At 69.9% G+C, this 24,736-nt stretch carries 23 protein-coding genes; 8 read left to right on the top strand and 15 right to left on the bottom strand.

Annotated elements, in window-relative coordinates; all coding sequences use genetic code 11:
- Window positions 1–146 precede the first annotated feature (146 nt).
- Entirely contained in the window at window positions 147–1,496 is a 1,350-nt protein-coding gene (locus tag ACH34W_RS25370; protein WP_395963517.1) for a class I SAM-dependent RNA methyltransferase, read from the bottom strand.
- On the bottom strand, window positions 1,489–3,537 hold the full coding sequence (locus tag ACH34W_RS25365; RefSeq protein WP_395963516.1) for an APC family permease: 2,049 nt from the start codon (window positions 3,535–3,537) through the stop codon (window positions 1,489–1,491). Before ACH34W_RS25365 ends, ACH34W_RS25370 begins: the two co-directional genes overlap by 8 nt.
- Window positions 3,538–3,757: 220 nt before the next feature.
- Here ACH34W_RS25365 and ACH34W_RS25360 point away from each other — a divergent pair, with 220 nt between their 5' ends.
- Both ACH34W_RS25360 and ACH34W_RS25355 read left to right on the top strand, forming a co-directional pair.
- Entirely contained in the window at window positions 3,758–4,423 is a 666-nt protein-coding gene (locus tag ACH34W_RS25360) for a potassium channel family protein (RefSeq protein WP_395963515.1), read from the top strand.
- Window positions 4,423–5,082: a potassium channel family protein gene (locus ACH34W_RS25355; protein ID WP_395963514.1), complete on the top strand. Its 660-nt coding sequence runs from the start codon at window positions 4,423–4,425 to the stop codon at window positions 5,080–5,082. Before ACH34W_RS25360 ends, ACH34W_RS25355 begins: the two co-directional genes overlap by 1 nt.
- Before the next feature lie 13 nt (window positions 5,083–5,095).
- Here the strand turns inward: ACH34W_RS25355 and ACH34W_RS25350 are convergent, their stop codons facing one another.
- From ACH34W_RS25350 to ACH34W_RS25330, 5 genes are all read right to left on the bottom strand, one after another.
- The gene (locus ACH34W_RS25350) at window positions 5,096–6,664 is read right to left on the bottom strand and encodes a hypothetical protein (protein ID WP_395963513.1); all 1,569 of its coding nucleotides are present in this window, start codon (window positions 6,662–6,664) and stop codon (window positions 5,096–5,098) included.
- Window positions 6,661–8,886, bottom strand: coding sequence for a tetratricopeptide repeat protein (locus ACH34W_RS25345; protein ID WP_395963512.1), 2,226 nt, complete (start codon window positions 8,884–8,886; stop codon window positions 6,661–6,663). Before ACH34W_RS25345 ends, ACH34W_RS25350 begins: the two co-directional genes overlap by 4 nt.
- A 365-nt stretch (window positions 8,887–9,251) precedes the next feature.
- Entirely contained in the window at window positions 9,252–10,043 is a 792-nt protein-coding gene (locus ACH34W_RS25340; protein WP_395963529.1) for a DUF3159 domain-containing protein, read from the bottom strand.
- A gap of 129 nt (window positions 10,044–10,172) precedes the next feature.
- On the bottom strand, window positions 10,173–10,598 hold the full coding sequence (locus tag ACH34W_RS25335) for an OB-fold nucleic acid binding domain-containing protein (RefSeq protein WP_395963510.1): 426 nt from the start codon (window positions 10,596–10,598) through the stop codon (window positions 10,173–10,175).
- A gap of 100 nt (window positions 10,599–10,698) precedes the next feature.
- On the bottom strand, window positions 10,699–11,031 hold the full coding sequence (locus ACH34W_RS25330; protein ID WP_395963508.1) for a YnfA family protein: 333 nt from the start codon (window positions 11,029–11,031) through the stop codon (window positions 10,699–10,701).
- A gap of 180 nt (window positions 11,032–11,211) precedes the next feature.
- Between ACH34W_RS25330 and ACH34W_RS25325 the strand changes: the two genes are divergently transcribed.
- Window positions 11,212–12,522: an Ig-like domain-containing protein gene (locus ACH34W_RS25325; protein ID WP_395963507.1), complete on the top strand. Its 1,311-nt coding sequence runs from the start codon at window positions 11,212–11,214 to the stop codon at window positions 12,520–12,522.
- A gap of 30 nt (window positions 12,523–12,552) precedes the next feature.
- Here ACH34W_RS25325 and ACH34W_RS25320 read toward each other — a convergent pair whose 3' ends face one another.
- Entirely contained in the window at window positions 12,553–13,404 is an 852-nt protein-coding gene (locus ACH34W_RS25320) for an oxygenase MpaB family protein (RefSeq protein ID WP_395963506.1), read from the bottom strand.
- A gap of 228 nt (window positions 13,405–13,632) precedes the next feature.
- Here ACH34W_RS25320 and ACH34W_RS25315 point away from each other — a divergent pair, with 228 nt between their 5' ends.
- Together ACH34W_RS25315 and ACH34W_RS25310 are read left to right on the top strand one after the other, a co-directional pair.
- The gene (locus ACH34W_RS25315; protein ID WP_395963505.1) at window positions 13,633–14,526 is read left to right on the top strand and encodes a TIGR03619 family F420-dependent LLM class oxidoreductase; all 894 of its coding nucleotides are present in this window, start codon (window positions 13,633–13,635) and stop codon (window positions 14,524–14,526) included.
- Window positions 14,527–14,680: 154 nt separating this feature from the next.
- A complete protein-coding gene (locus ACH34W_RS25310) occupies window positions 14,681–15,940 on the top strand; it encodes a DUF2637 domain-containing protein (RefSeq protein WP_395963504.1) in 1,260 nt (419 codons plus the stop codon).
- Between the two features lie 86 nt (window positions 15,941–16,026).
- Here the strand turns inward: ACH34W_RS25310 and ACH34W_RS25305 are convergent, their stop codons facing one another.
- Together ACH34W_RS25305 and murJ are read right to left on the bottom strand one after the other, a co-directional pair.
- Window positions 16,027–16,887: a PhzF family phenazine biosynthesis protein gene (locus ACH34W_RS25305; RefSeq protein ID WP_395963503.1), complete on the bottom strand. Its 861-nt coding sequence runs from the start codon at window positions 16,885–16,887 to the stop codon at window positions 16,027–16,029.
- 65 nt (window positions 16,888–16,952) lie between these two features.
- Window positions 16,953–18,776, bottom strand: a complete 1,824-nt coding sequence (gene murJ, locus ACH34W_RS25300) for a murein biosynthesis integral membrane protein MurJ (RefSeq protein ID WP_395963502.1) — start codon at window positions 18,774–18,776, stop codon at window positions 16,953–16,955.
- A gap of 202 nt (window positions 18,777–18,978) precedes the next feature.
- Between murJ and ACH34W_RS25295 the strand changes: the two genes are divergently transcribed.
- On the top strand, window positions 18,979–19,530 hold the full coding sequence (locus tag ACH34W_RS25295) for a GbsR/MarR family transcriptional regulator (protein ID WP_395963501.1): 552 nt from the start codon (window positions 18,979–18,981) through the stop codon (window positions 19,528–19,530).
- Between the two features lie 96 nt (window positions 19,531–19,626).
- On the opposite strand, the gene ACH34W_RS25290 is transcribed toward ACH34W_RS25295, so the two are convergent.
- The 3 genes from ACH34W_RS25290 to ACH34W_RS25280 form a co-directional block, all read right to left on the bottom strand.
- Window positions 19,627–20,985: an FtsX-like permease family protein gene (locus tag ACH34W_RS25290; RefSeq protein WP_395963500.1), complete on the bottom strand. Its 1,359-nt coding sequence runs from the start codon at window positions 20,983–20,985 to the stop codon at window positions 19,627–19,629.
- On the bottom strand, window positions 20,985–21,764 hold the full coding sequence (locus tag ACH34W_RS25285; RefSeq protein ID WP_395963499.1) for an ABC transporter ATP-binding protein: 780 nt from the start codon (window positions 21,762–21,764) through the stop codon (window positions 20,985–20,987). The genes ACH34W_RS25290 and ACH34W_RS25285 overlap by 1 nt, the downstream gene beginning before the upstream one ends.
- 133 nt (window positions 21,765–21,897) lie before the next feature.
- Entirely contained in the window at window positions 21,898–22,527 is a 630-nt protein-coding gene (locus tag ACH34W_RS25280; RefSeq protein WP_395963498.1) for an alpha/beta hydrolase, read from the bottom strand.
- 131 nt (window positions 22,528–22,658) lie between these two features.
- On the opposite strand from ACH34W_RS25280, the gene ACH34W_RS25275 reads away from it, so the two are divergent.
- Window positions 22,659–23,000 carry an ArsR/SmtB family transcription factor gene (locus tag ACH34W_RS25275; protein ID WP_395963497.1) on the top strand — a complete coding sequence of 114 codons (342 nt, stop codon included), beginning with the start codon at window positions 22,659–22,661 and terminating at the stop codon, window positions 22,998–23,000.
- A gap of 39 nt (window positions 23,001–23,039) precedes the next feature.
- Here ACH34W_RS25275 and ACH34W_RS25270 read toward each other — a convergent pair whose 3' ends face one another.
- Window positions 23,040–23,492, bottom strand: coding sequence for a hypothetical protein (locus tag ACH34W_RS25270; protein WP_395963496.1), 453 nt, complete (start codon window positions 23,490–23,492; stop codon window positions 23,040–23,042).
- Window positions 23,493–23,734: 242 nt separating this feature from the next.
- On the opposite strand from ACH34W_RS25270, the gene ACH34W_RS25265 reads away from it, so the two are divergent.
- The gene (locus tag ACH34W_RS25265) at window positions 23,735–24,433 is read left to right on the top strand and encodes a PIG-L deacetylase family protein (protein ID WP_395963495.1); all 699 of its coding nucleotides are present in this window, start codon (window positions 23,735–23,737) and stop codon (window positions 24,431–24,433) included.
- Between the two features lie 73 nt (window positions 24,434–24,506).
- On the opposite strand, the gene ACH34W_RS25260 is transcribed toward ACH34W_RS25265, so the two are convergent.
- On the bottom strand, window positions 24,507–24,587 hold the full coding sequence (locus ACH34W_RS25260) for a 50S ribosomal protein bL37 (RefSeq protein WP_395963528.1): 81 nt from the start codon (window positions 24,585–24,587) through the stop codon (window positions 24,507–24,509).
- Window positions 24,588–24,736 lie beyond the last annotated feature (149 nt).

The following is a 24,736-nucleotide window of genomic DNA, read 5'->3' as shown; positions in this document are numbered from 1 at the left end:
TGCGGGCGTTACGGTGAGACACGAGAGCCTCCCGGTGGATGTGGACCTAGACAACCCACACCCCACCCGGGGGGCTCTCCCTACGTCAACTCCTACCGGCCCGCCACCAACGTCCTGGCCGAATACACCTAGCGCCTCGCTCCGCCCTAGCCCCGAACGAGCGTCGCCATGCATTCCACGTGCTGTGTCATGGGAAATGCGTCAAATGCACGGAGCGTCTCTAGTGTCCAGCCGCGTTCGCTGAAGTAGGCCAGGTCGCGGGCCAGCGTGGCGGGGTCGCAGGAGACGTAGGCGATCTTGCGGCCGGCGAGCTTGGCGATGCGGTCCACGACTTCCTTGCCCGCGCCGGAACGGGGCGGGTCGAGGACGACGATGTCCGCGCCGCGCACCCGCGCTCCACCCTGGTGACCGGTCCCACCGCGCTTGCTCTGCGTGCGGTCGGAGCCGTCGGCACGGCCGAACTCCAGGTCGCCCAGGACCTGCTCGACCGGACCGCGCTCGATGGAGACGTTGGACAGATCGCGGAGGTTGAACTTGGCGTCGCGGACGGCCTGGGCGTCGGACTCGATGCCGACGACGAGGCCGTCCCGGCCCACCCGTTCGGCCAGGCCCGCGGCGAAGAGCCCGACGCCGCAGTAGAGGTCGAGCGCGATCTCGCCCGGCTTGGGCTCCAGCGCCTCCAGCACCGCGTCGGACAGCAGCTTGGCGGCCCCCGGGTGCACCTGCCAGAAGCCGCTGCCGCTGACCTGGAACATCCGGCCCGAGACCTCTTCGCGGACGTAGGGCAGGGACTTGCCGGGCTCGGGCTTGCCCCGGACCAGGCGGACGGGCACTTCGAGCCGGGGCACGCGGGCACGTTTGCGGCCGCGTTCACGGAGGATGACCAGGCGGTCGCCGGTGGAGGCCGAGACGATGCCCTCGACCGAGGACGCGCCGGGCCAGCGGTGCCGCTCGATGCCCATCAACTCCACGCCCGGGTGGGCGATCAGGCACTCGTCGACCGGCTCGATGTCGTGGGAACGATGCTTGCGGAGGCCGACGGCCCCCTCGGACACCGTGAACTGCACGCGGGTGCGCCAGCCCAGGCCCGGACCGCGGACGTACGCCTCGTCCTCGACCGGCTGCGGGACCTCCTCGACCAGGACGGAACGGGTGATCCCGGCGACGCGTTCGAGCTGCTCCTCGACCACGGCCGCCTTCAGCCGCCGCTGGGCGGGCAGCGAGGCGTGCTGCCAGTCGCAGCCGCCGCAACGGCCGGGGCCGGCGAACGGGCAGGGCGGCTCGACCCGGTCCTGCGACGGCTCGATGATCTCGATCGCGTCGGCGCGCAGGAAGTTCTTGGTGCGGTCGGTGATCCGGGCCCGGACCCGCTCGCCTGGCAGGGCGTGCCGCACGAACACCACCCGCCCCTCGTGGCGCGCCACGCAGAAGCCGCCGTTGGCGACGTTGCCGACCTCCAGCTCGAGGTACTCGTCTTCAGATCCGGGATCAGTCACGTTCCGAAACGATACCGCCACCAGCGCGTGCTTCCTCATCTTCGAGGGTCAGGCGCGGTGGCCGGCGGGACGCGCCCGGGCCGAGCGGCTCCACGCGGCCCTTGAGGCGGTCGGAGGACTGCAGCTGCCAGGCCACGCTGGTGACCATCACGCCGGGCTGGAAGAGCAGCCTGCCCTTGAGCCGCAGGGCGCTCTGGTTGTGCAGCAGGTGCTCCCACCAGTGGCCCACCACGTACTCGGGGATGAAGACGGTCACCACGTCGCGCGGGCTCTTGCGGCGCACACCCTTGACGTAGTCGAGGACCGGCCGGGTGATCTCCCGGTACGGGGAGTCGAGGATCTTGAGCGCCACCGGCACGTCGAGGGCGTCCCACTCGTGCTGGAGCCGCTGGGACTCCTCGGCGTCCACGGCGACCGTGACCGCCTCCAGGGTGGACGGCCGGGTCGCCCGCGCGTACGCCAGCGCCCGCAGCGTCGGCTTGTGGATCTTGGAGACGAGGACGATGCCGTGGTTGCGGGCGGGCAGCGCCACGTCCTCACCGGACGGCACCAGCTCCTCGGCGACCCGGTCGTAGTGCCGCCGGATGCCCTTCATCAGCAGATAGAGGATCGGCATCGCGATGCAGACGATGTACGCGCCGTGCGTGAACTTGGTCACCAGCACGACGATCAGGACCGTGCCGGTCATGAACAGGCCGAACGCGTTGATCGCCCGGGCCCGGTGCATCTCCCGCCGCCGTGCCGGATCGTTCTCGGTCTTGAGCAGCCGGTTCCAGTGCCGGACCATGCCGGTCTGGCTGACGGTGAACGAGACGAACACGCCCACGATGTAGAGCTGGATCAGCTTGGAGACGTCCGCCCCGTACGCGTAGATCAGCGCCCCGGCCGCCGCGGCGAGAATGATGATTCCGTTGCTGAAGGCCAGCCGGTCGCCCCGGGTGTGCAGCTGGCGGGGCAGGTAGCGGTTCTGGGCCAGCACCGAGCCGAGCACCGGGAAGCCGTTGTACGCGGTGTTGGCGGCCAGCACCAGGATCAGGGCGGTCATCAGCGTCACGAAGCCGAACATCGGCGTGAAGTTGCTGAACACCGTGTGGGCCACCTGGGCCACGACCGGGTCCTGCTCCGAGACGTCCTGGCCTGTCTTCGGGTCGATCAACGTGCTGCCATGCGCGGGGTCACCGAACTTGGCATCGGTGATGTAGGCCAAGGCGGTGACACCGCCGAACATCGTCATGGCGATGACACCGAGCATGAGCAGGGTGGTCGCCGCGTTCTGGCCCTTGGGCTTCTTGAACGCCGGCACACCGTTGCTGATCGCCTCGACACCCGTCAGCGCCGCGCAGCCGGAGGCGAACGCGCGCATCATCAGGAAGGCCAGCGCGATGCCGCCGACCCCCATCTCCTCGCCGTGCACCTCCAGGCCGGCGGTCTCGGCCTTCAGCTCCGCGCCGAAGGCCATGCGGGTGAATCCCCAGACCAGCATGCTGAAGATGCCGAACATGAAGAGATAGGTCGGGATCGCGAAGGCGGTGCCGGCCTCCTTCAGGCCACGCAGGTTGAGGACGGTCAGGATGACCACCATCGCGATGGCGGACGCGACCTTGTGCTCCCCCACGAAACCCACGAAGGCACCCAGGTTGTCGGCCGCCGAGGAGATCGACACGGCCACGGTGAGGACGTAGTCGACCAGCAGGGCGCTGGCCACGACCACGCCCCAGTTGCCGCCCAGGTTCTCGGTCGCGACCTCGAAGTCGCCGCCGCCGCTCTGGTAGGCGCGGACGTTCTGCCGGTACGAGGCGACGACGGTCAGCAGGATCACCACGACGGCCGCCGCGACCCACGGCGTGTACTGGTAGGCGGCCAGCCCGGCGATGCCGAGCGTGATCAAGATCTCTTGCGGCGCGTACGCGACCGACGACAGTGCGTCGCTGGCGAAGACCGGGAGCGCGATCCGTTTGGGGAGGAGTTGCTCGTGCTGCTGGGCGCTGCGCAGCGCGCGGCCGAGCAGAAGCCGTTTCACGAGGTCCGAAGCCTTCGACACGGAACGAGACTCTAGCCCTTCGCATTAACGCTCCGTTTACGCCCCCACCCGTCCCACGCGGGCATCCCGCCCAACCGTCGATCTTCTGCCGGCGGAAACCTCCTGAAGGCTGGAGTCGTTGCCGCTTGGGTAGTACTTGCCTGGGCGGATGTGTAGTTTTGCAGCCCGGCAAGGGATCTTAGGCAGACATCCTCGGGCTTGGTCGAGAGAAGGATTGGCCGTGCATATCGTGATCATGGGTTGTGGGCGTGTCGGCTCGACACTCGCCCACATCCTTGAGGACAAGGGCCATTCGGTGGCCATCATCGACCAGAGCCCCGAGGCCTTCCGCCGGCTCCGCGGCGGGTTCAAGGGCCGCCGCATCACCGGGTTCGGGTTCGACCGGGACGTCATCGCCGAAGCCGGCATCGAGCAGGCGTCCGCTTTCGTGGCCGTGAGCAGCGGCGACAACTCCAACATCATCTCCGCCCGGGTCGCGCGTGAGACATTCGGCGTCGACAACGTGGTCGCCCGCATCTACGACCCCCGCCGCGCCGAGGTCTACCAGCGCCTGGGCATCCCCACGGTCGCCACCGTCCGCTGGACGGCCGACCAGATCCTGCGGCGCCTGCTCCCCGAGGGCGCCGAGCCGCTGTGGCGCGACCCCACCGGCGAGGTCGTGCTCGCCGAGCTGGAGACCGGCTCGATCTGGGTGGGCGAGAAGGTCGCCCGCCTGGAGGAGGCCGCAGGCACCCGCGTGGCGTTCCTGTCGCGCATGGGCGAGGCCCTCGTGCCGCACGCCGACTCGGTCATCCAGGACGGCGACGTCGTGCACATCATGGCCCGCGCCGACGACGTGGAGCGCATCCACACCGCCGTGGCCACCAGGATCGAGGAGAACCACTGATGCGGGTCGCGATCGCCGGGGCCGGTGCCGTCGGCCGTTCCATCGCCCAGGAACTGCTGGAGAACGGCCACGAGGTGCTCCTCATCGACAAGAGCCCCAAGGCCATCAAGGTCGAGATGGTCCCGCGCGCGGAGTGGCTGCTGGCCGACGCCTGCGAGATCGCCTCGCTGGACGACGCCGCACTGGAGCGTTGCCAGGTCGTCGTCGCCTCCTCCGGCGACGACAAGGTCAACCTGGTCGTCTCGCTGCTGGCCAAGACCGAGTACGGCGTGCCGCGCGTGGTGGCCCGCATCAACCACCCCAAGAACGAGTGGCTCTTCAACGAGTCGTGGGGCGTCGATGTGGCCGTGTCGACCCCGCGTCTCCTGTCCGCCCTGGTCGAAGAGGCCGTCAGCGTCGGTGATCTGGTGCGGCTGATGACGTTCCGGCAGGGCGAGGCCAACCTGGTCGAGCTCACCCTGCCCGAGGACGCGCCCCTGGGCGGTGAACGGGTGGCATCGATCAACTGGCCCCGCGACACCGCCCTCGTGGCCATCCTGCGCGAGGGCCGAGTCCTGGTCCCCACGGGCGACGACACCCTGGAGCCCGGCGACGAGCTCATGTTCGTGGCTAGCCAGGACGTGGAGGACGATCTGGCCGACCTCCTCAGCGCCAACTGACAGGCCGCCGGCCTCAGCGATATTCGGCGAGGCGGGGCCGGACGCCGGTGTATACGAGGGCGATCAGCACGGCCATGGCGGCGGGCGGGAGGACCGTCCAGCCGGACAGGGCCTCCTCGGCGTCGGTGATGGACCGGTCGAAGTGCCGCTGGTTCAGGGCGAGGAAGGCTTCCAGGGCCCTGTCGTACTCGTCGAAGGCATGGCCTGCGTCGCCCGGCTGGTCGCCGGTGGTGAACCGGACCGCTTCGCGAAGCGGTCCGGCCTGCACCTTGGCCCGCATCATGCGGTCGTAGGCCTGGTACGACCGGAGTTTGCGCATGGTGTCCTCGGCCCGTTCCCGCTCACCGGGGAAGGTGATGTTGTTCATCGCCGCGCCGAGGACGCCACCGAAGGTGATCACGCCGGCCGACTCGTACCTCCGCCAGGCCTCGGCGAACAGGGCGTCGTAGCTCTCGATCGTCGCCCCGCCGAGCTCGGCGAGTTGCTGGGATCTGTCCAGGAAACCCTGCTCGTACTGGACCCGCCGGGCCGGATCGACGATGTGGCGGCGCTCGTCCGCTTTGGCGGCGTAGCCGATCGCCCGGGCCCGGGAGAGCGCGATCACCGAGTCGAGGGCGTCCTTTTTGGCCACGGCCAGGTGGTGCTTCTCCTCGGAGCAGAGCCCGATGCTCAGGGAGGTGAACGCCAGTGCGGCCAGCGTCGCAAGGGCCAGGGCCGGGTTGAAGGTACGCCGCAGCCGCTGAGCCAGCAGCACCTGCAGTGTGGCGAGGACGCCGAGCAGCAACAGCCCCAGGACCATCGAGACACCGGTCATCGACGCCAGCAGCGTGCTCTCGTGGTCGTAGGTCTGGTCCAGACGGCGGCCGTTCTCGCGGGTGAGCCTCTCCGCCTCGACGAGCACCGAGTCGTTCATGAGATCGGTTGCCTGCCGGTAGCGGGCCAGCGCGTCGTCCGGCGGCTGCCCGGCGGCGTGCGGCCGCCGCCCGTCGAGCAAGATCGTCTCGGCCACGAGGGCCTGGTAACGGCCGAACCCGTCCAGCAGCCGGCGCAGCGTCGCCGCCGCCTCCGGGGCGTTCCCGGCTGCCGCCGCGGCCTGCTGCAGATTCCGGGAGGCCTGGGAACGGCGCTGTTCGTAGATCTGCAGTGCCCGCGCCCGCTCGACGCCCAGGCCGGTCTCGCCGCCGGCCAGGAGCACGGTGGCCACCTGGGCGTCCATGTCGTTGAGCACGAAGTACAGGTCGGATGTGGCCACGACCTGCGGGCCCGTCCTGTGGCCGATCTCCCTGAAGCCGCGGCGGAGTTCGGCCGTTCCGACAATGGCGCCGAGGCCCGACGCCGCTGCCAGCACCATGGCCAGGAAGGCCAGGCCGCGGATCCGCGCCGGGGTGCTCCAGCTACGCGGCCGCCGTGCGGCGGGTGTCCGCGCCGGGGCTTGCGCCGGCAGGCCGACGGCGTCCGGATCGGAGGATGTGATGACGGGCGTCCGGCCCGTACTGCCGACGGCCTTCCGGCCCCTGCTGCCGACGGGCGTCCGGCCCGTACTGCTGACGGGCGTCCGGACCCTACTGCCGGCGGGCGTCATGTCAGCGACCTCGGCCGTACGGCATTGGCACAGTCGATCAACGTGCGCCGTTCGGCCGGACCGTCCGCCGTCCCGGCCAGGTCCCGGTAGGTGTGCTCCAGCGCGAGCCGCAGGTCACGCTCGTCCAGTACGGCGCCTAGGGCCTCTTCGCCCGCCATGATCAGAGCGGCGTGCGAGCGGCGGAGGGCTCCATGCCGGGGGTCGAGCGCCACCGGGCGCCCGGCCAGCACCTGCCCGAGCGCCGCCTCCAGGACCAGCGCCGCCAGCCGGTTACGGCGTTCGGCCGACAGATCGAGGAGATCGAGGCGCCCGGCCGCGGCCAGCAGTTCGACCAGCGGGAGGTCATCGGGCTCGCGACCGCGCAGCGCGGCGAGTATGGCGCAGACCTGGGCGTCGACATGGCAGCTGAAGGTCCGGGGCACCGATGCCAGCACGTCGACGGCACCCGCCCGGTCACCTTGGGCGACCTGGACGCGCGCCAACCCGAACACCGCCCCGGCATGGGCGCGTTCGGTCCGCCAGACCCGCAGGTGGTAAACCCTCGCCGTCTCCAGGTCGTCCTTCAGCTCCGCGCAGTAGGCCAGCGCCAGCTTGGGCGCCGTCTCCCCCGGCAACCATCCGTAGACCTGGTCGAACGCGCGGGACGCGGCGTCGGGGTCGTCGTCGGCCAGCGCGACGAGTCCGAGATACCAGGCCGTACGCCAGTCCGCGGGATGACTGGCCAGCGTCGACCGGGCCGTGGCGAGCTCACCCAGTTCGAGGTGCGCGCGTGCCCGGCGGAGCCCGACCTCCACCGAGTCGACCGGCAGGCCGGCCAGCTCCCGGATGACCTCGGCCGGGCCGATCTCATCCAGCCCGGCGAGGTGGTCGGCAGCCTGATCACCCGGGTCGACGCGCGGCCATGGCAGCGTGACGGCCATCTCGTCCGGCGCCGGGCGGAGACCGCCGCGCGTGCCCGCGGCGCGGGTCTCCTCCTCGAAGAGGGACGACCGGGCCGGTCGCGGCCGGCCGTCCTCGGCGGCCAGTACCTCGCGCAGCACCCCGGTGACCTGCTCGGCCATCTCAGCCGCGGAGGCGAACCGTTCGCGCCGGTCTCCGTGGGTCGCCCTGCGCAGGAGTCGGTCGAACGACTCGTACCGCGTCAGCAGCGGCACTTTGTCCCGGTCCGGCAGGGAGTATCTGTACCGGCCGGTGTACCCCTGGAACTCGAAGCTCAGCACGGCCATGGTCCGGGCGACGGTGTAGAGGTCCGACCCGATGGAGGGCCCGGACTCGGCGATCTCGGGCGCCTGGAATCCGGTCGTCCCGAAGATCGGGCTGTGTTCGTCGTCGATGTGCCGGACGCCGCCGAGATCGATGAGGCGGAGCCGGTCCGCGGTCCGCAGGGCGTTGTCGGGCTTGAAATCGCAGTAGAGCAGGCCCTGGTCATGGAGGTGGCCGAACGCCCGGAGGACGTCGAGGCCGTGGGTGAGCACCTCGGCCAGTGGCAGCGACTCGCCGGTGGTCGCGCGGCGCTCCAGAACGAGGTTCTTCAGCGAGCGGCCGTCCACGTACTCCATGACGATGTAGCCGGCGCCGAAGTGCTCCACGAAGTTGTAGATCTCAACGATGTTGGGGTGCTGCACGGCGGCCAGGAAGCCGCGTTCGGCGACGGCGGCGTGCATCGCGTCGGCGTCGCCGGAGTCCAGCAGCCCCTTGAGCACGACCCAGCGGTCGCTGACGCTCCTGTCGACGGCCAGGTAGATCCAGCCGAGACCCCCGTGCGCCAGGCAACCCAGCACCTCGTACTGCGCGGCGACCATGTCGCCGGGCTGCAGCTTGGGCGTGAACGAGTACGCCTTCCCGCACTGCGGGCAGAATCCTTCGGTCCGGCCCGGCCGGTCGGCCGAGGCCCGGCCCACCGGCATGTCACACCGGCTGCAGTGCCGCTTGCCCTCTGGGACCTCCGGGTCGGTCATCACGACGGCCGCCGGATCCTGGGAGGGAACGTACGGCGACCCCGGTCCGCGCTGGGCGGCGCCCTCCCCTTCAGCGCCCTCCCCTTCAGCGGCCTGACCTGCCCGCCCCGAACCCCGCCATCCCCGGCGCCACGGGGCGGAGACCCCGGAGGCCACCGGAGCCGGAGGTCTCGCCGAAGCCGCTACGGCGCCACAGACGTCGCAGTAGCCCTCGTCGATCGTGCCCCGGCAGGCCGGCCCCGCGCACCGCTCCAACGTTTTCACGTCAAAAACACCGCTCTCTTCAGGGCATCAAAAAACGCCCTCGAAAATGCGTGGAACAATAAACCGCATGGTGATTCAACCGGTGTGCGGACACACATCGGCCGATGAAATGTAAGGAGAGGGGGACGGCCAGAACGGCCGTCACGCCAGACGATCGGGAGGGTCCCCTCTGCAGGGGAGCGTGGAGGGAGACGAAACGCGGCAAACTGGCGCCGCTGCTCCTGTGAGTGGTCTCATCGGGTCTCCTGGTCGCAGCTGAAAAGCTTTGCCGACCAGACTTCCCGGCACACCTGATAAGACTTTAACGCGTTGTATGCGCCTGAGAAAGGCTTTATCAGCGGCCCGGCGCGGCCATTAGTGGCCGTTTAGGAGGCGGGAGCGGAGGTGCGCGCCGCGCCGATCGGCGTCCGGCCCCGGGCGAGGAGCCAGGCCATGCCGGCGAACGCGGCGACCTGGAGTGGCCAGCCCATGAAGATCTTGCTGGCGCCCAGCCAGCCGACCTGACCGGCCAGGTAGAGGGGGTACTGGACCACCACGCGCACGATGCACGGCAGGACGAGCAGCCAGGTGAGGCGGGAGCAGAGCTTGACGATCCCCGGGTCGTTGCGCCAGGCGGTCGGGTCGCCGGTGACCGAGCCGATGATGAAGCCCACCACCGGCCAGCGGACCACGATCGAAAAGATCATGGCGACCGCGTAGCCCGAGTTGTAGAGGATGCCGGGCAGGAAGGCGTCCTCGGCCTTGCCGGAGCGCATGGCGAAGAACGCGGCGATCGCGATGCCGAACAGACTGTTGATCACGAACTGCGGGTTGGACTTCTGCGCCACCCGGACGGCCAGCAGCACCACGGCGGCGGCGACAGCGATGATCAGCGAGAGCTTGAGCTGGTCACTGATGACGTACGAGAGCGTGAAGCCCGCCGTCGGCACGGCCGCCTCGATGACTCCGCGTACCCCGCCCAGGGCCTTGGACAACTGCGCCCGGACCGCGGCCTCAACCGTCTCGTGGGCATCCGCAGGCGCATCGTCGCCAGTCTCGGTCTCCGAGCCGTCACCGGCCTTGGCGCCGACACCGGCCTTGGTGCCGACACCGGCCTTGGTGCCGACACCGCCGTCGCCCTGGGGCTCGGCGTCGTCGCCGACTCCGGCCTCCGTCACGTCGGCGAACTCGCCGGCCGCCGATCGATCAGTCTCAGCGCCCACGCCGTTCGTCTCCAGTTCTCTCACCTGAGGCCTCTCGCGCCGCATCGGTCCCCCACCCCCGCCGCGCGCCGTGAAGGCATCGTGTCAGGAGCCGCCACGCAGCTCGTAGCGGGGGTTGAACATGACCTTGCGCCCGTCCTGCACGCTCACCAGGCCCTCGGCGCGCAGCCGGCGGCCCGGGTCGATCCCGGCGATCTTGCGCCGGCCCAGCCACACCAGGTTGATCACGTCGGTGCCGTCGGAGAGCTCGGCCTCCAGGGCCGGCGCTCCACCCCGCGGACGCAGGGTCACGGTCCGTAGCGTACCCGCGACGCAGTGCCGCTTGCGAGCGGCGCAGGCCGTGATGGGGGTCGCCCCCTCCTCACCGGAGGTCTTCTGGAGGTCTTCCGCCTCCAGCTCGGCCTTGCTCGACGCCATACGGCGCAGGAAACGCCGCAGGCCACCGCGCTGTTGCTCGGGCTCGGAACCGCCACCGGTCTCGGGTGACGGGTCCGCCTGCACCTCGTCCATGATTCGAAGACTAAGGCATCCCCAAGCTAAACGAACCGCCCGGCAATGAACGAATCATCCCAAGTCCGTTTACCTCGCACATCACGGGATGTGAGGAGCATCAGCCGCGCGGCGCGTACATGATCACAAGAACCCCGAGCAGGCATATGGCGGCGCCTGCGACGTCCCCGCGGTCGGGCCGGAAACCGTCCACCACCATCCCCCAGGCCAGCGAGCCCGCGACGAAGACACCGCCGTACGCGGCGAGGACGCGGCCGAAGTTCGCGTCCGGCTGGAAGGTCGCGACGAAACCGTAGGCGCCGAGCGCCAGCACTCCCGCGGCGACGAACCACACGCCGCGGTGCTCGCGCACCCCCTGCCAGACCAGCCAGGCGCCACCGATCTCGGCCAGGGCCGCCAGCGCGAACAGCACGAGCGAACGCATCACGGTCATGGTCGCCGACCGTACCCGCAGGGATCAGGCCCCAGAACGGGTGCCCCTACCAGGGCGATCCTGTGACGCCCAATCGAGACATCTCAATTTCCCAAGCCCGCCACGCGGCGACCTGCGGACGTCTACTTTGCCAGGAGTAGTCACAGTCGGTAATCGAGCTATCACGTAGCGAGGAACTCGATGCGTCGCAGGCACAGCCAGCGGAAATCCGGGCGGCGGCGCCTCGCCGCGGTCGCCGCGGCAGGCACAGTGGCACTCACCGCCGCGGGTGTCTCACTCGTGGCATGCGGGGTCGGCCGAGAACGCCCCGGTCCCCCGCCGGCGCTCGCGCCCGACGACGCCCAGGCCCCTACACGGCGGCCGGACACGATCCGGATCGCGCCGGTCGACGGCGCGCGGCAGGCGCGGCCTGAACGGGGCGTCACCGTCACCGCCGACCGCGGCACGCTCGGCAAGGTCGTCGTCCGTGCCAAGGGCACCCGGACGGCCGAACCCGGCAAGCTGTCCCGCGACAGGCGAACGTGGCGGACGCGCTGGGCGCTCCGTCCCGGCACCGCCTACACCGTCACCACCATTGGAACGGACGACACGGGCCAGCCCACGACGGCGGTCAGCCGGTTCCGCACGCTGCGCCCGGACGCCACCTTCACGATCACCGACGTCACGCCCCGATCCGGCGAGCAGGTCGGCGTCGGCATGCCGCTCATCGTCACGTTCGACCGGATGATCACCGACCGGGCCGCCGTCGAACGGTCCCTCGAACTCCGGATGAGCAGGCGCGTGACGGGTGCCTGGAACTGGGTCAGCGGGCGGCAGGTCGTCTTCAGGCCGCGCCGCTACTGGCCCGCCGGCCAGCGGGTCACCCTGGTCGCGCACACGACCGGCGTACGCGCCGCACCGGGGGTGTACGGGGCCGCCTCCACGACGGGCGGCCCGTACACCAGCGGGTTCCACGTGGGCGCAGCCCGCATCAGCACCGTCGATGTACGAAGGCACCGCATGTCCGTACGCGTTAACGGTGTGGTCGTGCGCAAGGCCGGCATCAGCGCGGGCAAGGGTGGGCGGCGCGCGTACACCACCACCAGCGGAGTGCATCTGGCGATGAGCAAGGGTGACCCGGTCGTCATGACGTCAGGGTGGATGCGCGTTACCGACCCGAAGGATCCGCGCTACTACAAGCTCAAGGTGCGCCACGCGGTGCAGATCTCCAGCAGCGGCGAGTACGTGCACTCGGCGCCGTGGTCGATCGCCTCGCAGGGACGCGAGAACGTGAGCCACGGATGCGTGAACGCCCCTCCGCCGTTCGCCCGGTGGTTCTACGCCCAGTCGCTGCGCGGCGACGTCATCACCGTGAGCGGCACCGACCGGCCCTTGGAGTGGACCAACGGCTGGGGCTTCTGGCAACTTCCGTGGAGCCGGTGGGTGGCGGGCAGTGCCCTCAAGCGCCCGGCACCCGTCCAGCGCCCGGCGTCCGTTCAGCGAGCAAGCTGAGCAGGTCGGACATGCCGGACGCCCGGCGGCTCAGACGATCGGGCGGCCCTTGCGGATACGTCGGCGGACGTCCCAGAGGTAAACGTTCCAGGGAAACTGGCGTACGGGGCGCGGCAGCACCCTGTTGACTCGGGCCGTCGTGCGGACGTACGTGTCGAAGCGGGCCTGGTCACGGTCCGTCCACGTCACGCCGAGCTCGTCCCTGAACTCCTGCGGCAGGAACCCCAGGGTCAGGAATCGGTTGAACGATCCAAGAACCCTCCGCACCGGAGCCGGGAGAAAGGCCATATCGGTGAGGTCCAGCAGGTACTTGCGTGTGACCTCGTCCATCCGCAGCTGCGTGAGCCCGTCCTGCCAGTACTCCTCGAACGCGGCGCGGTCGGCCGGCCACATGGCGTCGGGGAGCTGGAGCGTGGTGCCGAACCGCGCGCCGTGCCGGTAGAAGTCATCCCTCATCTGGTCGCTGGGTTGCCCGTAGAGCTTGATGTAGATGTCCTCGGTGCCCCAGAACAGGCAGGCGGCGACCCACAGCTGGAGGTCCCGGCTGAACGCGTTGTACTTGACCGGGGCGTCCGGCCCCGACCGCACCTGGCGATGGGCCTTGTCGACCTCCAGGCGCATCGCCTCGCGTTCCGCCTCGGTGCCCTGCATGGCGATCATGATGTAGCTGAGGGTCGTCCGGAGCCGCTTGACCGGGTGCTGGTCCACCCGGCCGCTGTCGACCGTGCTCTCGGCCACGCCGCGGCCGATCGGCAACCGCGACAGCTGCATGATCACATTGGCGTTGGCGGCCCCCAGCGCGAAGCCGTTGATGGTCTCGCGAGCGATCTCTGGGATCTCCGGAACCATGTCGCGGCGGGTGGCCGCGCCCGTCGCTGTCATCGGGCCTCACTTCCGTGACGCATGGGGTTGATGCGCGGTCCAGCCTGCCAAAGTAAGTGATTGCTTTCAAGTAGGCGCTCCGTCACACCTTCCCACGCGGCGGCCGATGAGTTTCGCTCGACCAGGAGGTCTCTTCCACCACGGATCTCTCCGCGGATCCCTGCACGGACCTCTCCGCACATCCCTACACATCCCGCACATCCCGCGCATCTCGCCAAGGAGGACGCCATGAAACTGGGTCTGCACCTGCCCGTCTCCGGACACGACGCCTCGCCCGAGGTCATCGCACGTACCGCCGAAGAGGCCGAACGGATCGGGCTCGACTCCGTCTGGACCTGGGAACGCCTGCTGCGGCCGACCGTCCCGATCGCCATGGGCGGTCCGGGCGGCCCGGTCATGGACCCGCCCGAAGCCTTCGCCAGCGTCTACGACCCTCTGGACACGCTCGCGTACGTCGCGGCCCGCACCACCCGCGTCACACTCGGCACCAGCGTGCTCGTCTCGCTCTTCCAGAATCCCGTCATCCTCGCCCGCCGGATCGCCACGATCGACCGGCTCAGCGGCGGCCGCCTCGTCGCGGGCATCGGCCAGGGCTGGATGGAACAGGAGTTCGCCGCCGCAGGCGTGCCCATGAGCCGCCGCGGCGCAGGCTTCGAGGAGCACATCCTGGCCATGCGCGCCGTCTGGGGCCCCAACCCGGTGCGCTTCGAGGGTCGCCGCTACCAGATCCCCGAGTCCGAGATCGGCCCCAAGCCGGTGCGGCCCGGCGGCCCCACCCTGCTGATCGGCGCCGCCGTGCCCGCCGCGGTCGAACGCGCCGCGCGGCTCGGCGCCGGGGTGACCCTCGTCATCTTCGACTTCGACGCCACCCGGGAGACGATCACCACGTTCCGCCGCACCGCGGAGGCCGCCGGTCACGACCCGGCCTCCCTGCCCATCGCCATCCAGGTCAACGGGAGCGTCACCGCCAAGCCCCTCGACGAACGCGCGCCGCTCACCGGATCGCCCGAACAGGTCGCAACCGATTTGGAAGCGCTGGATGCCGACCACGTCTTCTGGAACGACCCCATGACGGGCACGGACGAACAACTCCACAATCTCGCTCAATTGATTGCAAAATAGACAATTACCGGCCCCTCTCATACAAATCTCCCGCGAGCCCGGATAACCGTGTGCAGGTCGTAATAACGAAAGGCCCCTGAGACGGCACAGGAATAGGTAGTCTCCCCCATCGATCGCCCGAGCTTGTGTGAGGCAATGAGGGAGAAAACGCCACATGACGGCCGACAGCCGAGCACAGACCATCACGCGTTGGTCAGCCATAGCGTTCATGGCCGCCGCGGTCCTGACCGCGACCGCCGGAGGCTTCGCCCAGTCCTATGCCGGCCTCTACCACTGGGCACTGGAACACGGTCTCAGCGGCTGGAAGGCGGAGTCCTTCCCCCTGCTCGTCGACCTCTTCATCATCGTCGGCGAGCTGGGGTTGTTCCTGCTGGCCATCGACGCCTTCGTCCTCCAGCGCCGCAGGCTGCTGAGCTGGCTGGACTTCGGCCTGCCGCTGTCGATCGCCCTCGCGGGCTGGACGGCCAGCCTGATCTTCAACGTCGGCCACGTCGGCGAGCGCGCCTTCTCGTACCAGGCCACCGCCGCCGTCCCGCCCATCGTCTCGATGCTCGGGCTCTTCGTCCTGCTGCGGACGCTCCATCGCTACGTGGCGGACGAGGAACCCGAGCCTGAGCCCAAGCGCGACAGTTCGGACATCCGTGCGGTGGCCCTGCATCAGGTCACCCTCACCCCGATCCGGAACACCGGCCCCCTGTTCCAAGTGCGCGCCCGTCCAGAACCAGCCCTTGGGCCAGGCGTCGCCACACCACCCCAGAAAGCCGCCACCGGCGAGAGCGCGGGTGAGGGCGCGCCAGCCGAACCGGCCACCGTGCCCGAAACAAGGGCACCCCAGGCCGAAAGCGCTCCGTCCGTCAACGGCAAAGATCCAGCGAACGGCAGGGGCGGCTCAGCGAACGGCGCAAGCAGCTCAGCAAATGGCGCGGGCAACTCGGCAAATGGCGCGGGCGGCTCAGTTAACAGCGCAAGTGGCTCAGTTAACGGCGTGGGCGCGGCGGCGGAGCCGACCCCTGTAAAGGTCACCCAGCCCGCTCCGGCCTCGCTCAAGGAAGCCGTCCTGGCGCCTTCGGTCGTCGTGAGCAGCGCGAACGGGGCGCACGACGTGGCTGTTCTCCCGGACGCAGCCGCCCCTCAGCTGGATCCGGATGCGCTGCGCGGAATGGTGATCGAGGCGCTGGAACGCCACCACGGCGACGTCGCGGCGACGCTGGCCGATGTCACGAGCAAGGGCCACCTCTGTGACGAGGCCGAGATCCGGCGGATCAGCGCGAACCACTGGTTCCCCTATGCCGTCTACCGGCTGCTCGCCCGGCACGACGGCGATGGCGAGATGGTCGCCGGCCTGCTCGCCGAGCGCGGCGTCGACTTCGACCAGGCCGCGCTCGACGAGCTCGTCCGTTCCTGGCGTGCCTAGGGGGCGTAGGGCGTGTCTCGCGCCCTACGCCCCCTAGGGATCGGCACGCCTTAGGGGATCGGCACGCCCCAGGGACACGGCACGCCTTAGGGGATCGGCACGGCGGCGCCCGAGACGTGGACCCGGGGGTCGCCGTCGCGGAGCTCCACCGTGAGAAGTCCCGGGCGGCCCATGTCCTCGCCCTGGTGGAGCGTGAGCGTGGCGGCGGGGGCGACGATGCCGAGCTCCCGCACGTACGCGCCGAACGCGGCCGCCGCAGCACCGGTTGCGGGGTCCTCCACCACACCGCCGACGGGGAACGGGTCACGCACGTGGAAGACGTGCTCGGACTCGCGCCACACCAGCTGGACGGTGGTCAGGTCGTACCTGGTCATGTACGCGGCGAGGCGGTCGAAGTCATAGTCCAGGTCGGCCAGCCGTTCCCGGGTGGCGGCGGCCAGGACCAGGTGACGGGCCCCTGCGTACGCGATGCGGGGCGGGAAGGCCGCGTCGAGATCGTCCTTGCCCCACCGCAGGATGTCCAGGGCCTCGGAGAGGTCGGCCACCTCCTCCAAATGCGGCTCGACACTTGTGAGGGTCGCCTGGAGAACGCCGTCGGCCTCGACCACCTCTACGGGGACGGTGCCGGCCTGAGTGGCGAACGTGAGAGCACCTGGGCCGATTCGTTCTGCCAGGGCGACCGCGGTGGCGACGGTGGCGTGACCGCAGAACGAGACCTCAGCCTTGGGGCTGAAGTAGCGGATGGTGAAGGCCCTGCCCGGCTCCCCGAGGCCCTCGGGCGGCGCGGTGAGGAACGCGCTCTCCGAATAGCCCAGATCCGCCGCGATCGCGAGCATGGCCGCGTCATCCAGTGCGGAGGCGTCCAGGACGATCCCGGCGGGGTTGCCGCCCTCGGGGTCGGTCGCGAAGGCCGTGTAGCGCAGCACCGCGCTGCTCAAGTTGGTCATGCCGCTATCAAACACCAGCAATCCACGCCGGATTCCGCCATGACGGCGCCCCGCAAGCGGGCCGCCTAGCCGCGGCCGGGGAGGCGGGCGCGGACGAGGTCGTAGAAGTAACCGAGTTCGACGATCTTCATGAGCCGGGCGGTGAGGACGTAGAGGAGGCCTCCGCCGATCCCGCCGATGAGCAGGGCCAGGAACGCGGAGAGCCGCTCGCCCGGAACCTGGCTGATGGCGAGGACGGTGACGGCCGCGAACACCAGGGCGGGCAGCACGGCCAGGTGCAGCAGGATCAGGGTGCGCAGGATCCGGCGGCCGTCCATGCCGCCCAGCCTCCGGCGGAGGACCAGGGCCGCGCCCAGACCGCCGACCACGTAGAACATGCCGTACGAGAGGGGCAGGCCGAGCACCACCTGGCGGGCCGGGACGAACTCCAGGAGAGCGAGAGCCGTGACGACCTGGGCGATACCGGCCGGGACGGCGATCAAACCGGGCGTCCGGGTGTCACCGAGGGCGTAGAAGACGCGCATCAGCAGCTGGTGGAACGTGAACGGCAACACCATCACGGCGAACACCATGAGGATCACGCCGATCCGGCGGGCGCCGTCCGGGGTCGTGCTGCCGTGGGAGAAGATCGCGACCGCGCCGGGGACGCCGAAGGCGAACATGCCGGCCGACAGGGGCACCAGCAACGCGCAGGCGAGGCGGAATCCCCGCGAGAGGTCTGCGCGGACGAGGTCCCGGCGGCCGTCGGCGACATGGGAGCTCATCCGGGGCAGGAGGGCCGTGATGACCGAGACGGCGATGACCGCGTACGGCAGTTGGAAGACGACGAGAGCGTTCTGGTAGACCGTGAGCCCGCTCCCCGCCACCGGATGCCCGGCGGCCTCGGCGGCGCGGTCTCCGGCCCGTGTCGCCACGTTCACCGTCACGAACACCCCGGCCTGCACCACGACCACGTACACCATCATCCAGACGGCGGTGCGCGCCGCCTCGCCGAAGCCCGACCCACGCAGGTCGAGCCGCGGCCGCCAGCGGAACCCGGCGGTCCGGAGTGTCCAGGCGAGGATCGCGCTCTGCACGATCGTGCCGAACGCCGAGCCCAGTGCGAGCAGGGTCAGCTGGCCGTCGGTGACGGTCTCGGCGGTCCGGCCCGCCCCGGCGAGCCACAGGTAGAACAGGGCCGCCGCCATCGTGATGAGGTTGTTGGCGACCGGCGCCCACATCGCCGCGCCGAAGCGGTGCCGGACGTTCAGCAGCGTGCCGCTGACGCCGCTCACTCCGATGAAGAAGACCTGGATCAGCAGCAGCCGGGTGAGCAGCACCGTGACGTCGCGCTGCCGCCCCTCGTACTCCGCCGCGTACAACGAGATCAGCCAGCCGGCGGAGAGGACGGCCGCCACCGTGAGCACGAGCAGCGCGAGCAGGACGGCCGTGAAGAGCCGCTGCTCGGTCGCGTCGCCCCCGTCCTCGTCCCGCTTGCGCCGTTTGACGAGGAACGGCACGAAGACGCTGGCCAGCATGCCGCCGAGCAGGAGCTCGTAGACCGTGTAGGGGATCGTCTCGCCTACTCGGTAGGCGTCACCGAGCAGCGCCGTGCCCAGCGCCGCGGTGATCGTGACCGTGCGGAGGAAGCCCGTGGCGCGGGAGAAGACCGTGCCGATCGCCATGACGGCGCTGGAGTGGGCGACGCCGGGCGGTGGCCGCTGCGCGGCGGTGCCGATCTCGTCGCCCTCGGAGCCCGGCCGGTCCGCGGTGCCCGGATCATGGACGTCGGTAGGGTCGTGGCGCGTGGTCAGGCCCAGCTCAGGATCGGTGGGCGGCTCCGCGCGTTCGACCGCGTCGAGGATTTCCGGCATTCGCTGCCGATCGCCGTTCGCGCCCCGCACCGGCATCACCCCATAGCCCCGGAAATACAAAGTATGCCGGAAGGTCTTAGCCGTCCCGTGGCCGCGGGCGGCCAGACACGAGGACGAGGGGCCCGGGCCGATCCAGGATCTTCATGTTGTCGTGAAGCTGTTGAATTTCATTGAGTTGATAGGATTTCGTGACTTCCCCAACTCGATGACCAACCCAATCGGCTTCCGGAGGCGCCGCGTGACGACGCCGTCAGACCTGTACGACGAGGCGCTGCTGCGGTTCGTCGAGCGCTTCGCGATCGTGCTGAACGAGACCGGGATGCCGCGCATGGCCGCCCGCGTCTTCGCCTTCGTGCTCGCCGACGACGCCGAGACCTACACCGCCGCCGAGCTCGCCGCCGGCCTTCGGGTCAGCTCGGCCGCGATCTCCAGCGCCGTCCGCTACCTCGTACAGACGGGGCTGCTCGGCCGCGAACGCCGCCCCGGCGAACGCGTCGATCACTACCGGGTCTACGACGAGGATGTCTGGTCGGCGATACTCAGGCAACGTGAGCCCCTGCTCCGCCGGAACGAGGAGTTTCTCGCCGAGGGCGCCGAGATGCTCGATTCGAAGCGGCCGGGCGGGCAGCGGATCCGCGAGACCCTGGAGTTCTACCGGTTCGCGCGCGCCGAGTCGCCGCGCATGGTCGAGCGCTGGCAGGAGCACCGGCGGCGGCACCGCCTCGGCTCCGAACACGGTGAACACTCCGAACACGAGGAACCCCTCGAACACCGGGAAGACTCCGCCTGACCGCACGGCGAAGCGGGGCGGCCGCAGCCGCCCCGCTTTGATCTCCGTGTCCCGTCTCAGACTCTCCGTGTCCCTTCTCAGACCGTGTGTCCCTCCTCAGACCGTCACCGCCGCCACCGCGGGAGTACGGACCGCGCGGCGGGCCGCGCCCACGGCCGTGCCCAGGGTGAGGGCCACCGCCAGCGCGGTCACCCCGGCGTACACGGCCGGGCTGCCGTCCGGCAGAGCCGAGCCGAGCCGGACACTGGCGTACGGGAGGATGGTGAAGAGGGACGCGACCGTTCCCATCAGCACGCCGGTCACCGTCAGGACCGCGCCCTCCAGCGCCACCATGCCCAGCACCTGCCGGCGGGTGGAGCCCGCGAGGCGCTGCTGGCCGAACTCCCGGCCGCGGTACGTGGTGGCCGCGAGCAGCGTGTTGACCAGCATGATCGCGGCGAAGACCACGATCATCCCGATGACCACGAGGTTGAGCGTCTCGATGTTCTTCTCCTCCACGGTCTTGGCCAGCCCCGCCGCCTCCAGTGCGGCGTTCTCCGTGCTCTGCATGTAGAGCGTGCCCGTCGCGATGGCCGTGAACAGGACGATCGGCGTGAGCGCCCCGCCCAGCTGGCCCGTCCGCTGGCGCAGGTTGCACACCGCGAGGTAGCCGGTCACGCCGCCCACCCGTTCCACCGTCCCCGCCAGCACGGCGACGACCCGGCGGATCATGATCGGGCCGAGCAGCGCCATGCCGATGGCGGCGTAGATGCTGGCCTGCCCGGCGGTCGACATCGCTCCGCTGCCCTCGTTGCGCATCGCGGTCGCGGTGACGATCGCCAGGTCGAGCCCGAGGAGCAGGAACAGGGCCGCACCGGCGATGCGCTTCTTGCTCATCCGGCCCAGGTCGGTGGCCGCGTCCGCGATCGACTCGGTCACCCGCATCCGGGCGGCCCGCCGCACCGCGAGCAGGGCCGCGCCGGTGGCGGCGGCGAACGTGATGATCAGCCCCATCGGGACCGCGAGCGGCCCGAACACATACGAGACGTCCGCGTTCACCTGCCCGGTCGAAATCAGCAGCTCCAGCAGGCCGCGGCCCGCCAGCGCGGCCGGCGCGATCGCACATGCCACCGCCGCCACCGCCAGCACCGCTGCCTCACCGACGATCATCCGGCGCAGCTGCCCCGGCGTGGCGCCGACGCTCTTCAGCAGGGCGATCTCCTCCGCCCGCTGCCGGACCGACAGGGTCAGCGTGGACGCGACGGCGAAGACGACCAGCAGCAGTCCCCAGCCGCCGACCACGCTCGCCATCGTGATCATCGTCTCCCGTCCGGTCCCCGACGCGCCGCCGAGCACCGCAGTGTCGTACATCGAGCCGAACGTCATCAGGATCGACGCGCCGAGGAACATCGACAGGAAGGCGGCGGCGAAGCCGCCCGCACGGAACCGCAGGGTTCGCAGAGCCAGCCCGAACATCACGCCACCGCCGGGATGATCTCGTCGGACAGGTGGGTCATGCGCTCGGCGACCGCCTCGGCGGTCGGCGCGGCCATCCGGCCGACGATCCGGCCGTCGGCGAGGAAGACCACCGAGTCGGCGTACGAGGCGGCCACCGGGTCGTGGGTCACCATGACCACGGTCTGCCCGTACATGCGCACGGCCTCCTGGAGGAGCGCCAGCACGTCCCGCGCGCTCCGTGTGTCGAGCGCCCCGGTCGGCTCGTCGCCGAACAGCACGCTCGGCCGCGTGACCAGCGCACGCGCGATCGCCACCCGCTGCTGCTGCCCGCCCGACAACTCCGACGGCCGGTGGTGCAGCCGCTCCCCGAGCCCAACGCGCGCCAGCACCGCACGGGCCTGCTCGGGATCGGCCTTCCGCCCGGCCAGCTTCAGCGGCAACGTCACGTTCTGCATGACCGTCAGCGCCGGCAACAGGTTGAACTGCTGGAAGATGAACCCGATCCGCTCCCGCCGGAACTTGGTCAGCGCCGCCTCGTTCCGGCCGGCCAGCTCCTCGCCGTCCACGAACACCCGGCCGCCGGTCGGCTGGTCCAGGCCCGCCGCGCAGTGCAGGAACGTGCTCTTTCCCGAGCCGGACGGCCCCATGACCGCAGTGAACGATCCCTTGGGCAGGGCCAGCGAGACGCCGTCCAGCGCGTTCACCTGATTGCCCTCGGCACCGTAGACCCTGCGCACCGACTCCAGCCGAAGCGCCTCCACCGAACCGGTGCGCTCCTCTGCGTTTCGCCTGAACATCCCATACCTCCGAGTCCTTCGAGCGCCTCTCGCGCCGTCAGATACGAAGTTATGAGCGGGGAAGAGCAGGGCACATGGACCCACCACGTCAACCGAGGTAGGCAAAACCCCACCTTCGCTCTCGGGGGTGGAGCTACGTCACGTACGAGATCAGCCGGTCGGCGAGCTCCTTCGGACGGGCGAGCATGGGCATGTGGCCGGTGGCGATCTCATCGGGCGTGACACCGAGCCGGTCCTTCACCACACGCCGCATGAACTCGGCGGGAAAGAACCGGTCTTCACTGCACAACAAGAATCTGGTCGGCACATCGGGCCACGCCGGCAGCGGCCACGGCTCCCCCATCGGCGTGCCGGACTGGTCACGCTCGTCCTTCGTCGACTCTGCAGCCAGTTCTGGCGGAACGTCATGGAAGAACGTGTCGCCGTCCAAGGACTCGTGCCCGGTGTTGGCCCACCAGTCGTTCGCCGTCTCCCCCGGCGCCGGGATCATCGCCGTCAGCATCACCAGCAGGTCCACCGGCACCCGTGCACACACCAGCGGGGCGGTGAACCCGCCCAGCGAGTGGCCCACCACCACGAGATCCCGCCGGTCCCCGATGGCGTCCACAGCCGCATCGGCGTACTCCGAGAGCCCGGCGGAGTCGTCCTCGCTGGGCAGATCCACCGCCACCCCGTCGTGCCCCCGCGCACGCAGCTCGTCAACGAGCAGACTCCAGTACCAGGGCCCGGACCCTCCGCCCGGGATCAACACGAAGTTGGCCACACCGATACCCCTTTCACACCGGAATCCCTCTCACACCGCGGCTTCCTTCCTATCGCGAACGTCCGACAGAACGTCCGACAGAACGCCCCCGCATCGACATTCCCCGAATCGTCATAGACTCGGTTCCACCTATGACGACGCAGACCGAGCCCTCACAGGACGCCTCTGAGCAGCTGCTTGAGGCGTTCAAGGCGCTCGCCAACCCCGTGCGGCTCCAGCTCCTCCAGTGGCTGCGCGACCCCGAGGCCCACTTCCCGGTGCACGAGGGGATCGCGGACCCGCATGAGGTCGGCGTGTGCGTCAGCCACATCCAGGCCAAGACCGGGCTCGCGCAGTCGACCGTCTCCGCCTACATGGCATCGCTGCAGCGCGCCGGGCTGGTCCGTTCCACCCGCATCGGGAAGTGGACGCACTACCGGCGCGACGAGGAGCGCATCGCCCAGCTCGTCGACCTCATGGGCCGGGCGCTCTAGCCGCGCGCTCTAGCCGCGCGCCCTCGACGAGGTGGCGCCTCAGGACATCGCGGGCAGCCGGTGAGAGGGCCGCTCGGCCACCTGGACGGCCCAGCGGCGATCCTCGGCGAAGCTCGTGGCGTTGAGCACCGACACCACGATGATCGTGGTGTTGCGGAGGGCATCGCGAGTGGCGGCGCAGGCCGTGGCGTCGCAGGTCACGGTGTCGCCCTGCGCTGGGAAGCAGCTGGTGCACCCCTCGGCCGCATACTCGGTGTTGAGTGCGAGCCTCAGGGCCATCTCGGCGAGAAGGTGCCTGCGTTCCCACGCTGCCGGCGTCGTCCCCGCACTGTGCAGGATGACGCGCTGGGCTATCTCACGGCACTCATGGGCGATCTCCAGCAGCTGGTGCTTCGAGACGGCGGGAGACGTGCCCGCCAGGCGGCCGTCGAGGCAGGCCAGCAGCGCCTGACCAAGATCAGCAAGTGCGAGTGCTTGAGCCTGCTCATTCATGGCGGCCTCCCCGAATCCTCCCGAACCCCTGAACGACTCCACCCCTGCCACAGCCTGTCCCTGAACTGTGAACGGGCATCAGTGGTCACCCCGGCACTCCACGCTATCGCCAGCGCCATGCAATCAGTACCTCGCTCCAGCTGCACGGCACCGCATGCGCACGGCACCGCATGACTGTCGGGGAACACCGCATGACTGTCGGGGAGCGTGGCAGCTGCGGCAAGATCAGCGAGAATGGGGGTATGGAAGCGGTACCGGAGGACTGGCAGCGGGCACTGGCGATCGTGGCGCATCCCGACGATCTGGAGTACGGGGCGTCGACGGCGGTCGCCAAGTGGACCGCGCAGGGCAAGACGGTGGTCGAGGTGCTGGCGACGCGCGGCGAGGCGGGGATCGACTCCATGGACCCGGACGACGTGCGCGCCATCCGTACCGAGGAGCAGATCGAGGCGGCCCGGCAGGTCGGCGTCGACACGGTCGAGTTCCTCGACCTGGCCGACGGCATGCTGGAGTACGGGCTGCCGCTGCGGCGCGAGATCGCCCGCGCGATCCGGCGCCACCGGCCGGACGTGGTGGTCTCGTCGAACTTCCGCGAGACCTGGCCCGGCGGTGTGGGCTTCAACATGGCCGACCACCGGGTGCTGGGTCTGGCCGTGGCCGATGCCGTACGGGACGCGGCCAACCGCTGGGTGTTCCGCGACCTGGACCTGGAGCCGTGGCAGGGCGTGCGGTTCGCCCTCTTCTGCAGCTCACCGCAGGCCACGCACTACGTGGACGTCACCGGCTACCTGGACGCGGGCATCGCCTCGCTTCAGGCCCACAAGGTCTACTTCGACAACCTGGGCGCCGAGTTCGATCCGGCGGCGTTCCTCACCGAGGCGGCCTCGGGGCAGGTGGACGGCGTGGCTCACGCGATCCAGTTCGAGCTCATCGAGCTCTGACCTCGGTGACGAGCCCTGACGTAGGTATTGAGGGGACGTGGGTATTGAGGGACGTGGGTATCGAGCTCCGACGTCAGTGCCGGGCGGCCGGCCGCTTGCCCTTGTTGGCCTTGTTGCGCTTGCGGGCACGGCGTTTACGGGTGCGTTTCGACATGGCTTGATTGACCACCCGCCGGGGCCGCTCTGCAAGACCCAAATGTGACCTAGGCCACAATCAGCCGCGCCAGAGCGGTGGCCGCCACGGCGGCGATCAGCACGGCGGCCGTGTCAGGTCGGCCTTGTCAGGCAGCACAAATGATCACG

Source organism: Actinomadura sp. 6N118 (assembly GCF_044326415.1).
Taxonomy (GTDB): domain Bacteria; phylum Actinomycetota; class Actinomycetes; order Streptosporangiales; family Streptosporangiaceae; genus Spirillospora.
Note: the sequence above shows the minus strand (reverse complement) of the source record. Positions and strands in the feature narration are given on the sequence as shown.

Excerpts from the sequence above, each read along its gene's own strand:
- ACH34W_RS25290 (WP_395963500.1), bottom strand. The coding sequence starts at position 20,985 with ATGTTCGGGCTGGCTCTGCGAACCCTGCGGTTCCGTGCGGGCGGCTTC.
- ACH34W_RS25305 (WP_395963503.1), bottom strand. The coding sequence starts at position 16,887 with ATGACCAACTTGAGCAGCGCGGTGCTGCGCTACACGGCCTTCGCGACC.
- ACH34W_RS25355 (WP_395963514.1), top strand. The coding sequence starts at position 4,423 with ATGCGGGTCGCGATCGCCGGGGCCGGTGCCGTCGGCCGTTCCATCGCC.
- ACH34W_RS25285 (WP_395963499.1), bottom strand. The coding sequence starts at position 21,764 with ATGTTCAGGCGAAACGCAGAGGAGCGCACCGGTTCGGTGGAGGCGCTT.
- ACH34W_RS25330 (WP_395963508.1), bottom strand. The coding sequence starts at position 11,031 with ATGACCGTGATGCGTTCGCTCGTGCTGTTCGCGCTGGCGGCCCTGGCC.
- murJ (WP_395963502.1), bottom strand. The coding sequence starts at position 18,776 with ATGCCGGTGCGGGGCGCGAACGGCGATCGGCAGCGAATGCCGGAAATC.
- ACH34W_RS25260 (WP_395963528.1), bottom strand. The coding sequence starts at position 24,587 with ATGTCGAAACGCACCCGTAAACGCCGTGCCCGCAAGCGCAACAAGGCC.
- ACH34W_RS25265 (WP_395963495.1), top strand. The coding sequence starts at position 23,735 with ATGGAAGCGGTACCGGAGGACTGGCAGCGGGCACTGGCGATCGTGGCG.
- ACH34W_RS25310 (WP_395963504.1), top strand. The coding sequence starts at position 14,681 with ATGACGGCCGACAGCCGAGCACAGACCATCACGCGTTGGTCAGCCATA.
- ACH34W_RS25335 (WP_395963510.1), bottom strand. The coding sequence starts at position 10,598 with ATGGACGAGGTGCAGGCGGACCCGTCACCCGAGACCGGTGGCGGTTCC.
- ACH34W_RS25325 (WP_395963507.1), top strand. The coding sequence starts at position 11,212 with ATGCGTCGCAGGCACAGCCAGCGGAAATCCGGGCGGCGGCGCCTCGCC.
- ACH34W_RS25315 (WP_395963505.1), top strand. The coding sequence starts at position 13,633 with ATGAAACTGGGTCTGCACCTGCCCGTCTCCGGACACGACGCCTCGCCC.
- ACH34W_RS25275 (WP_395963497.1), top strand. The coding sequence starts at position 22,659 with ATGACGACGCAGACCGAGCCCTCACAGGACGCCTCTGAGCAGCTGCTT.
- ACH34W_RS25270 (WP_395963496.1), bottom strand. The coding sequence starts at position 23,492 with ATGAATGAGCAGGCTCAAGCACTCGCACTTGCTGATCTTGGTCAGGCG.
- ACH34W_RS25320 (WP_395963506.1), bottom strand. The coding sequence starts at position 13,404 with ATGACAGCGACGGGCGCGGCCACCCGCCGCGACATGGTTCCGGAGATC.
- ACH34W_RS25350 (WP_395963513.1), bottom strand. The coding sequence starts at position 6,664 with ATGACGCCCGCCGGCAGTAGGGTCCGGACGCCCGTCAGCAGTACGGGC.